This is a genomic window from Trichothermofontia sp., from assembly GCF_053493415.1.
Genome location: NZ_JBRCAD010000030.1, coordinates 1 through 10,924, shown reverse-complemented (window position 1 = coordinate 10,924; position 10,924 = coordinate 1). Strand labels below are relative to the sequence as shown.

Below are 10,924 nucleotides of genomic sequence, written 5' to 3'. Positions count from 1 at the left end.
TGACAAGTTTCGCTATTTGCAACTAGAACTCAGCCGTCGCTGTTCGCTCGTCCATTGGAGCTACGATTTGCTTCCAGAAACGCTTGTATGACTCTCGCACCCTCAAGTGTAAAGTTTTATATCTGGATTCAACACTTCTGCCTAAATACGTGTACCCACGGGATACGGATTGGATGGCAAGGGTGAGATCTTCAGGAGGTGTATTTTTTTGTAAGTAACCGACGGCTCCATATCGTAGGGCTTGGGCAACATAGTCATCATCATCGTCAATGCTGAGGATGAGTACTTTGATGTGGGGATACTGCTGGCAAATTTTCCGGGTTGCCTCAACGCCATCACAAATCGGCATGAGAATATCCATCAATACCACATCGGGTTGCAGGGCCGTGACTTGCGCGATCGCCGCCTCGCCATTTTCCGCATCCCCAACGATCGCGATTTCAGCAACATCCGCCAACAGGAGTTTCAGTGCCCGACGGATCAGGAGTTGGTCATCCACAATCAGAACCCGGATGGACATAGTGAGGGAAAACCGTGAGGGTGAATAATCCCAATGTAAGCGTTGGGGATTGGGATCAACAAGCAACGATCGTCCTATTTTGGGTGGGACTTTGGTCCTATTTAGAGTCAGGACCTGGGCCTCATGGCAAGACCGATGACACCCTCTAGGCTGGAAGCAGCGAGTTTGGAGATCCTGGTATGGCTAAGATTTTAGTAGTTGATGATAGTCGGTTGTTTCGCCAAATGACGGCTGACTTACTGCGGCAACAGGGGCATGAAGTCAGTACGGCTCCAGATGGGTTGAGCGCGATCGCCCACATACAATCGGCCCGTCCTGATCTGGTGATTCTGGATGTTGTCATGCCCAATATGAGCGGATTTGAGGTCTGTCGGCGGATCAAAGCTCAGCCAGAGACCCAGGCGATTCATGTTCTTCTATACACCGCAAATACTGATCCCGCGAGTCGCTACTGGGGGTTGCGGCAGGGGGCCGATGCCTATTTGGTGAAACCAGTTGCGGCGGATGTTCTACTGGACTCCATTCAAAACCTATTATCGTGATCGTGTTGCTCAACTCTGAAGAATCGGGCAGCAGCCTCCCAGGAAAATCGCCCGAAGACCCCAACTGACCTGTGTCAAAATAGGAAAACAGACGATCAGTGACCGCAAAAGTGTTGTCTTCTATACGCTGTCAATCACCCATGAAACGTGGGATAGCTGTCTTGGCTGTCTCAGGGACAGGCAGGATCAGTCGATCACACCTGGAACCTGGGATCGCTGTCTCGGCTGTCTCAGGGGTAGGCAGGATGCTTATCCCACCCGTGTTTTTTGATCGGACGTCTCGGCTGTCTCAGGGGCAGGCAGGATGCCTACCCCACCCGTGTTTTTTGCTCTACCGATACTGGCTGTTTAACGTCGATCGCGACTACGATTCTCTAGAAGAAATGCTACGCGATCGTAGTCCTGATTCATCCCGCCCGCCCCATTCTTCCTAATATGTATCGTTTCCCCCGGTATTTGCGCCACTTTTGGCCCCGGTCCCACTGGCACATCCCCCTGCGTTGGGTGCTGATTGTGCCCTTTGTGTTGCAAACTGTGGCTATTGTGGGTGTTGTTGGCTATCTGTCATATCGCAGTGGGCAACGGACAGTCGATCGCCTTGCGGATCAATTGCTAGCGGAGACAGGGACAAGCGTAGTTACAACAATTGATAAATACTTAAAAGTTGCGGAAGATTTGAATCGTGCTAGTTTGGCAGCGGTGAAGGTTGGGGTTGTTAACCCATCCAATTTAACTCAATTACATCAATATTTGATCCAGCAGCATCACCAATTTCAAGAGATTACCAGCTTTGTCTTTGGGACTCCCCAGGGGGACTTTCGGACAATTCACCGCGTCACGGCCACAGATATGGCGACGCAGATAACCAAGGTCCAACCCTCAGAGCGATGGCTAGAGGCAGGGATATCGGATGCAAAAGATCCTAGCAAATTGCATCTTTATACCCTCGATGCCAACGATCGCCTAGGGCGTTATTTGGAAGTCCTGACGAACATTGATGTGCGCCAGATGCCTTGGTACCAAGCGGCAGCCAAGACCCGCACTAGCGGTTGGACAGCCCCTCTCCAAATCGGGACGACCAATCTCTTAGCGATCAATGCCTATGCACCTGTCCTGGATGACAATAACACCCTGACCGGGGTGTTTACTATCCATGTTAGCTTGGCAGCCCTTAATCACTTCCTTGAAGCGTTGAATGTGAGTAAAAATGGACAGGTCTTTATTGTTGAGCGCAATGGTCTATTGGTCGCTAATTCAGCCAATTATCCCCTGTTCAAGACTTTTCAAGATCCCCAAACGCTAAGCAGTCCTAGGCGAGTGGGAGATATTAAATTTAAGCGTTTTACTGTCGAGGAAGTTCCCGATTCCGTCCTTCAAACTACCATGCGGGTAATAAACAAAAAATTAGGTGATTTGGATAATATCCAGGACTCAATTTATTTGAAATTTGATGCTGCATCGAATACAGATCTTCATCGTATCTCTCTGCCCAATTTACCCTGGTCTAGAGAACGCTATTATCTCCATATTACCCCTTACCAAAAAAGCGGTGATGTGGATTGGCTGATTATTACTGTGGTGCCCCAAAGTACCTTTATGTCCCTGATCCAGGCGAATACGCACCAAACACTTCTATTGAGTGGATTAGCCTTAGTCGGCTCGATCGCGATCGGCATCGTCACCGCCGAATGGTTAAATCGCCCCTTACGGCGACTAAGCCAAGCATCTGTGCAACTTGCCCAGGGAAATCTAACCTCACCAATTCCGACTCAACTTGGGGTGACGGAACTAGCGGTTATGGCCCGATCGTTTGAGCAAATGGCCGATCAGATAGAGCAATCGTTTGAACAAGCTGAAATTGCCCTGCGAGAATCGGAAGCTCAATATACAACCATATTTCGGAATAGTCCTGATCCGATTTCCATTACCCGTCTGGCAGATGGTCGTTGGGTAGACGTTAACGACAGTTTTCTTCGGTTGACGGGGTATCAACGGGAGGAAATCATCGATCGCACGGCTGAGGAGTTAAATATCATCGTTGATCCCGAGGAAACTGCCGCGATCGCGGCCCAGCTAGCGGCGACTGGTTCGGCGCTGAATCAAGAACTCCACTGGCGGACTAAAGCGGGCGAGATCAAAGTTTCCCTGGTATCGTGTGAAATTATTCAGATTCAATGCCAACCCTATGTCCTCGGCATCAGTAAGGAAATTAGTGAACTGAAGCAAGTACAAGCGGCCTTGCAAGCCAGTGAGGCCCGGTTGCGTCTAGCCCTAGACGCCTCCCAGGCGATCGCCTGGGAGCGAGATCTGAAGACTAATGCGATTACGTTTAGCAGTACGATTCCCCCTACCTATCCCCCAATCCTTGCGTATGAAGCGGCACTGGAGTTTGTTCATCCGGACGATCGCGACGCTGTACGCCAAGCCAATGCAACCGCGATCGCCCAACGCAGTCAATTTCAGATTGAGCATCGGGTCGCGACTTTTACACCAGCCTCCCCCTCAGAGCGATCGCACTGGCGCTGGTTACAGGTGAGTGCCAAGGTGCTGCTGGATGATGCCGATCAGCCCACACGCCTTATTGGTATGTCGATTGATATCACCGATCGCAAGCGTCTGGAATTAGCCCTCCAGGAAACTAGCGATCGGCAGCAGGCAATTTTATCCGTCATGCCTGATTTAATGTATGTTGTCAGTGCCAATGGGACCGTCCTCGAACAGGTAACGACTAAGCCAGAAATTGATTTATATCGGGGTGATCAAGTTATGCCTCAGAGCATTTTTGAGGTAGGTACCCCAGCCATGATTGCGCGTAAGCAGAGCGCGATCCAAATAGCCCTGAACACCGGAGAAATCGATTTATACGAGCAAAGTGTTGAACGAAATGGACAGATCTGCTTTGAAGAGGTGCGCTGTGTCCCCATGCCGGGATCGCGCGTGTTAATCCTAATTCGGGATATTACGGAGCGCAAACAAACCGAACTAGCACTCCAGGAAAGTGAAACCCGTTTCCGTGCCATTTCCGATGCTTCTCCCGCTAACATTTATATCATCGTGAGACGGGTGGATGGTTCCTGGTACTTTGAACACATGAGTCGGGCGATCGAAGCCATTCAAGAAATTCCGGTTGAGCAGATTTTAGCGGATGCCAGTGTTTTACTAGATTGCATCCATCCTGATGATCGACCGGGCTACGAAGCGGCGGTTCAACACAGCTTGGAAACCTTAGAAACCTTTGAATATGAGTGGCGAGTGATAACCCCCTCCGGTCGGCTCAAATGGTTACGGGGCACCTCCCAACCCCTCCGGCGAACCAACGGCGATGTGGCTTGGCATGGTGTCGTCCTGGATGTGACTGAACGTAAGGAGGTTGAACTGGCGCTTCAGGAAAGCCAAGCTCGCCTCCAGACAATTTCCGAAGTCTCTCCTGGCATCATTTATGTCTTGGTTAAACGCATTGACGGTTCGTTTTATTTTGAACACATCAGCCGCGCCATTGAGACCATACATGGCATCCCCGTTGAGCAGGCGCTGGCCGATGCCAGTTCGGTCCTCGATCGGCACCACCCCGACGATCAGCCTGCTTATGAAGCCGCTGTGCAACGGAGCGAGGCAACCCTATCGCCATTTCAGTATGAGTGGCGGATTTTCGGTCCCGATCATCAGATCAAATGGCTGCGGGCTAATTCACAACCCCGGCAGCGCGAAAACGGCGAGGTAGCCTGGTATGGGGTGGTACTGGATATTACCGACAGTAAACAAACTGAATTGGCTTTACAGGCCAAAACGGAAGAACTCGATCGCTTCTTTTCAGTTGCCCTGGATTTACTGTGTATTGCCAGCCCCGATGGTCGTTTCCTGCGCCTCAATCCCCAGTGGCAACGCACCCTCGGTTATGATTTGTCTGAACTTGAAGGGGCTAGGTTCCTGGACTACGTGCATCCGGATGATCTGGACAGTACACTCACGCTATTAACGAGTCTGGCGGTCCAGCAGGAGGTGTCTAACTTTGTCAACCGCTACCGTTGCCGGGATGGTTCCTACCGGTGGATTGAATGGCGATCGGTCCCCGTCGGGGGCCTGATCTATGCGGCGGCCAGAGACATTACCCAGCGTAAACAAACGGAAGCCCAACTCCAGGCCGAGGTTGATTTTCGGCGGGCGATCGAGGCCACCATTGTGGAAGGGATTGCGATGGTGGATTTAGAAGGACGGCAAAGCTACGTCAATCCGGCCTTTTGTCGCATGGTCGGCTGGAGCGAAGCCGAACTGCTCGGAGCCAGGCCGCCCTTTGTCTACTGGCCTCCGGAAGAAATTGACACCATCACCCAGGCCTTACAGGATTGTTTGGCTGGTCAGCGTCCTTCCCAGGGCTTGGAACTCCGCTTCAGGCGACGCAATGGCGAACGGTTTGATGTCTTGGTCCTAGATGCCCCTCTCTACAATCCCCAAGGCGAGATCACAGCCTGGCTGGCCTCGGTGTATGACATTACTGAGCGCAAAGCCACCCAAGACCAACTGCGGCACTACCAAGAACGCCTCGATAGTATTCTCAACTTGATCGACAGCGCCATCTGGTCCACTTCCTACCCTGACCTCACCACCCTCTATGCCAGCCCTGGGACCGAGAAAATCTATCAACGTCCGGTCATTGACTTTCAAACCGATCCGAACCTGTGGTTAGCAGTGATCCATCCCGACGATCAAGCCCAATGTCTGGCGATGCTGCCCCAACTCATGACAGAAGGCTCCTTCAGTGTTGAAAAGCGCATTGTGCGGCCCAGCGGCGAAATTCGTTGGGTCCTCGATCGCGGCTGGGTTGTCCAGGACACCAACCACCAACCCCTACGCATTGATGGGATCACCACCGATATCACTGACTTCAAGGCAGCCCAAGCCCAAATCCAACTGTCCAAGGACCGCTTAGATAGTATCCTCAACTCGATCGACAGCGCCATCTGGTCCACTACCTATCCCGACTTTGTGACCCTTTATGTCAGCCCCGGTGCTGAAACGATTTACCAGCGTTCCGCCATTGAGTTCGAGACCAATTCCAACCTCTGGTTCGATGTGATCTATCCCGACGATCGCCCCCAGGTTCTTGACTGCTTACCCAAACTGCTGCACGAAGGTGGATTTACCGCAGAACAGCGTATCATTCGTCCCAGTGGCGAAGTTCGCTGGATCTCGCAACGATGCTGGCTGATCCATGATGCGTATGGCCAACCGATCCGCGTCGATGGGATTACCACTGATATTACCGAGATCAAGCAGGCGGAACAGGCGTTGCAAGAGGCCAAGGAAGCTGCCGAAGCCGCTAACCATGCCAAGACGATCTTCCTCGCCAACATGAGCCACGAATTGCGCACCCCCCTGAATGCCATTCTCGGCTTTACCCAACTCATGGTCCGTGATCCTCACCTGCCGCCAGAGCAGCGAGAACAGATCCAGATCATTCACCGCAATGGGGAACACCTCTTAAATCTGATTAACGATATCCTCGACCTCAGTAAGATTGAAGCCGATCGGGTCCAGGTAACCTTAAACGCCTGTGATCTGAGTGGTTTACTGACCACGTTGCACCAAAGCTTCATGCCCCAAGCCCAGGCCAAGGGCCTACAGCTTAGTTTTGAAGTGGCTCCAACTGTCCCGGCCACGATCGCCACTGATCCCCAAAAACTTAACCAAATTCTGATTAACTTACTCAGTAATGCGATCAAATTCACCCACCAGGGTAGTGTTCAATTAAGCATTGAGACTGCTGCTACGGGTGTGCCGATCGCGGCTGATGCACCCACAACCGCCAATTCCTCTACTGATCCCGTGAATATACTTAAGGAACTGCATACCCTTACTTTTACAATTAAGGATACGGGGGTTGGGATTCCACCAGACGAGTTACCGACGATTTTTGACGCCTTTACACAGGCGCAAGCAGGGAGAAGGTCTATGCAGGGAACGGGATTGGGATTAAGCATCAGTCGTAAGCTGGCGGGGGTCTTGGGGGGTAGCATTCAAGTCACCAGCCGCCTGGAAGAGGGCACCACCTTTCAACTGATCTTGCCCCTCCTGCCCCTTACGGATACCCCCCCAGCATTGGCTCTGCCTATTTACGGGAGATCGCTCCCCAGTGAGGTTACCCCGCCGCCCGCGCTGGTCGCCGAGGATCTGGCCATGATGCCGGTTGCTTGGCTCACCGATCTCTATCAAGCGGCCTTATATGGCGATGAGGAAGCGATCGCGGTCCTAGCCCAACGGCTGCCAGATGCCACCCTGGCCGCAGGACTGGAGCGCCTAGGCCACGACTATCAGTTTGAGCAGATCAAGCAAGCGGCTGAGGAATGCCTCCAGCAACACCGCTCATCTTCCCGATGAGCTTTTCGCGTTTGTACGTTTCGTACTTAAGGAGTGAATCTACAGGGATTGGGAGAATTGACTCAGGAGAGGTTGCGACCTTCCCCACTGCCAGTCTCAGTCGCTCGACAAACAATTGTGGGGTAGGCATTCTGCTTGACCCTGAGACAGCCGAGACGGCTATCCCACATTCAATTTGTGATCGACTGAGTCTTATTCACTGTGGTTCGTTAGCTATGTCTCATGCGGTGTCTCATGCGGTTGCTGAAATTTTAATTGTGGATGATCAGCAATTTTAATTGTGGATGATCAGCCGGATAATATCCGAACGCTGGCTGCTATCCTTCAGCAAGAGGGCTATAAAGTCCGCAAAAGTCTGAGTGGCGAGTCTGCCTTGGCCTCGGCGTGTGCCCTCCCCCCCGATTTGATCCTATTGGATGTCCGGATGCCCAATATGGATGGTTACCAAGTCTGTGCGGCCCTGAAGTGCCAGACGCAAACGGCCCAAATTCCTGTGATTTTTTTGAGCGCCCTGAGTGAAACGGCTGATAAGGCCCAAGGGTTTGCGATCGGGGCCGTGGATTACATTACCAAGCCCTTCCAGATCGAGGAGGTGCTCATCCGCATTGAATATCAACTCAAACTCCTTCAGCAGCAAAAAGAAGTGGCCCGCCTCAATGAGCAACTTCTACACTGCAATCGCATCCTGGAAGTGCAAGTCCGGGCACGCACCCAAGCTCTCCAACAATCGCTCAACTTTGAAGCAACCCTCAAACGCATTTCGGATAAGGTTCGGGATTCCCTGGACTCCCAACAGGTGATGCAAACAGCGCTGGCCGAACTCGCCCAAGTTCTAGCGGTTGAATGCTGCCATGCCACCCTCTATGCAGACGATCGCCCCATCACGCACCTGTGCGCGAAACCAGAACGCTATCCCCACCACCAGCCCCTCGCCCAGCAGATGGTGGCGCTACCCCAGCTCAGGACCCAACTCCAACGGGGGGAAGGGTTTGCCTTTTGCCTGCTCTCACCCGCATCAGAAAATTTGAGGACAGCAAATTGGGAACCTGAAGATTGGCGACTGGCTGTCCTCGCCTGTCCGATCTTTGACGATCGGGTTGAGCACACTGGAATTGCCGGTATTCTGTGGCTGCTCCGTCCTGCTAGTGATAGTTTTAGGGAGGAGGAACTGCGCCTGCTAGAACAAGTGGCGAATCAGTGCGCGATCGCCCTACGGCAGGCTCGGCTCTACGAAGCTGCCCAGCAACAAGTGGCAGAACTCCAGCGCCTCAACCAACTCAAGGATAATTTCCTCAGTACGGTTTCCCATGAATTGCGCACGCCTCTAGCGACGATCAGTCTGGCGGCAGACATGATCCCGCCCCTCATCAGCCAGATGCTGGGCCTAACAACCCCCATCCCGCCCGATAGTAAACTGGTTCGCTACCTCAAGGTTTTAAAGGAAGCCTGTCAGCGGGAACTGCGCCTAGTGGATGATTTACTCAGTCTGCAAACTCTGGAGGCTGGCACCTACCCCCAGCAAATCATCCCGCTCGCGTTGCCCCAATGGTTGCCGATGATTCTCCAGCCGACCCTGGCGCTGGCCCAATCCCAGCAACAAACGGTGATCCTCCACCTGCCCCCCGATTTACCGACGCTGGCCACGGATGCCGCCAGCATCAACCGGATTATGACGGAATTGGTGGTTAATGCGTGTAAATACAGCCCCCCTGGAAGCAGGATTACCGTGGCAGCCCAGGTGATCCCGAATGCCCTCGGCCAGGCACCTGGCAGTGAGCCATCCCCATTGCAGCACGGCTACTCTGATCGGTCCCAAGGTGATCAGCCAACCCGCTTATTGCAAATCACGGTCCACAATACGGGGACTGCTATCCCGGCAACGGAGTACGATCGCATTTTCGAGAAGTTCTATCGGATTCCTCACCAGGACCCCTGGAAGCATGGTGGGACGGGTTTAGGGTTAGCTTTGGTGAAGAAGTTGGTGGATTATCTAGGAGGGGAGATCGGTGTGGCAAGCAATGAGCAGGGGACCCGCTTTTGGGTGCAGTTTGCGATCGCGGATTAGCCCCCAACTGGGTAATTCACCGAATACTTCACCGAGTACTTCCCCACAAAGGACAGGAAGGCACAAAGAATCGGAAGGGACACCTGGTTAGGGTTGCTTGAGGGTGTCTAGCCAGGTTTGCATTTTCTCGGCAATGACCTGTACATGGGGTTCTTGTAACATGCTGGAGTGGCCGCCTGGAACATCACAGACTTCTACGCCGGCGGTCGATCGCGCCCCCCAGCCCAGGAGGGGATCACGGGTGAAGGCTGACATGGGGGTATCGTCGATGTGGGGATGATCGGTCCAGAGGGTTTCGGTGGCCCGGAACAAGAGTAGTTTGCCTTGATAGCGGGCGGCCCGGTGTTGCTTGGCGGCAAAGCGGTACATCGTCCGGACGGAAATTCCGCCTAGGGAAGCCGGGGGCGGCAGTTGGCGATCGCGGTAATAGCGGTAGAGCCAAATTTTCAGGGTATTTTGCAGGGTATCCCAGGTCCGGGTGGCTTCATAGGTGATCAGGTTCTTGACTTTGCGACCCAGGATGGGGGCGATCGTGCCCAAACGGGTGAGTTTGGCCGCTAGGGAAGACGGCGGTGATCCCTCGGTTTTCCCGTTGGTTGGGGTGGGATGAGCGGGGGGCGTTTGGAACGCCTGGGTAAACCGCTGGAGGCGCTGACTGGCCACGCGTCCGGTGCGACTGGGAGCCTGGAAATCTCCCGCATCAATCAGGGCTACCAGGGGGACAGATTCCCCTAGGGATTGCAGGTGACAGGCCACCTCAAAGGCGATCGCCCCCCCAGCACAGAGTCCCCCCACAATATAGGGACCGTGCGGCTGGAGGCTGCGGATTTTGGCAACGTAGTAGCTCACCATCTCAGCAATGCGGGTGTGCAGGATGGGAAACTCGGCGGTGCCGTAGGGACGAATGCCATAGACCGGGCGATCAGGGTCCAGGCGACGGGCGAGATTGAGATACAAAATGGTTTCGCCATCGGCATCATGGATCAAAAATACCGGTTCCTTCTTCCCACCGGGCCGAATTAGGACAACGGCTTCCTGCGGATCGGCATCGGTTGTCCCAAGGTCAGGGGTCAGGAGGTGGGCGAGTTGGGCAATAGTAGGGGCGTCAAAGAGGGTTGCCAGGGGCAGGGCTAACCCAAATTCCTGCTCAATTAAGCCAAACAACTGAATGGCGATCAGGGAGTTCCCCCCCAACTCAAAGAAATTATCGGTCACGCCCAGGCTGGTGGTACCCAGGATACTCTGCCAAATGGCGACTAGGCGGCGTTCTATGGCCGTGCGGGGCGGCACCCGCTCAGCCCCGGCTTCCCGACCAGAGGCTAGACGATCGCGATCGAGGTTCCCTTGCTCGGTTTTGGGGAGTTCTGGCAGTGTTTGGATCGAACCCACGATCGGGGTACCAAAGCGATCCAGGAGGGATGG

General features: G+C 53.6%; 5 protein-coding genes. 3 read left to right on the top strand and 2 right to left on the bottom strand.

Annotation, left to right across the window (positions count from 1 at the left end; genetic code table 11):
- Positions 1 to 22: 22 nt before the first annotated feature.
- Positions 23 to 520, bottom strand: coding sequence for a response regulator (locus tag ACWIUF_RS02965; RefSeq protein ID WP_448570711.1), 498 nt, complete (start codon positions 518 to 520; stop codon positions 23 to 25).
- Between the two features lie 179 nt (positions 521 to 699).
- Here ACWIUF_RS02965 and ACWIUF_RS02960 point away from each other — a divergent pair, with 179 nt between their 5' ends.
- The 3 genes from ACWIUF_RS02960 to ACWIUF_RS02950 all read left to right on the top strand — a co-directional run bounded on the left by ACWIUF_RS02960 (position 700) and on the right by ACWIUF_RS02950 (position 9,502).
- Entirely contained in the window at positions 700 to 1,062 is a 363-nt protein-coding gene (locus tag ACWIUF_RS02960; protein ID WP_448570710.1) for a response regulator, read from the top strand.
- A 435-nt stretch (positions 1,063 to 1,497) separates the two neighbouring features.
- On the top strand, positions 1,498 to 7,437 hold the full coding sequence (locus ACWIUF_RS02955) for a PAS domain S-box protein (RefSeq protein WP_448570709.1): 5,940 nt from the start codon (positions 1,498 to 1,500) through the stop codon (positions 7,435 to 7,437).
- 280 nt (positions 7,438 to 7,717) lie between these two features.
- Positions 7,718 to 9,502 carry a hybrid sensor histidine kinase/response regulator gene (locus ACWIUF_RS02950; protein ID WP_448570708.1) on the top strand — a complete coding sequence of 595 codons (1,785 nt, stop codon included), beginning with the start codon at positions 7,718 to 7,720 and terminating at the stop codon, positions 9,500 to 9,502.
- Between the two features lie 87 nt (positions 9,503 to 9,589).
- Here the strand turns inward: ACWIUF_RS02950 and ACWIUF_RS02945 are convergent.
- Positions 9,590 to 10,924 (bottom strand): thioesterase domain-containing protein (locus ACWIUF_RS02945; protein WP_448570707.1); only part of this gene is annotated, 1,335 nt, incomplete at its 5' end.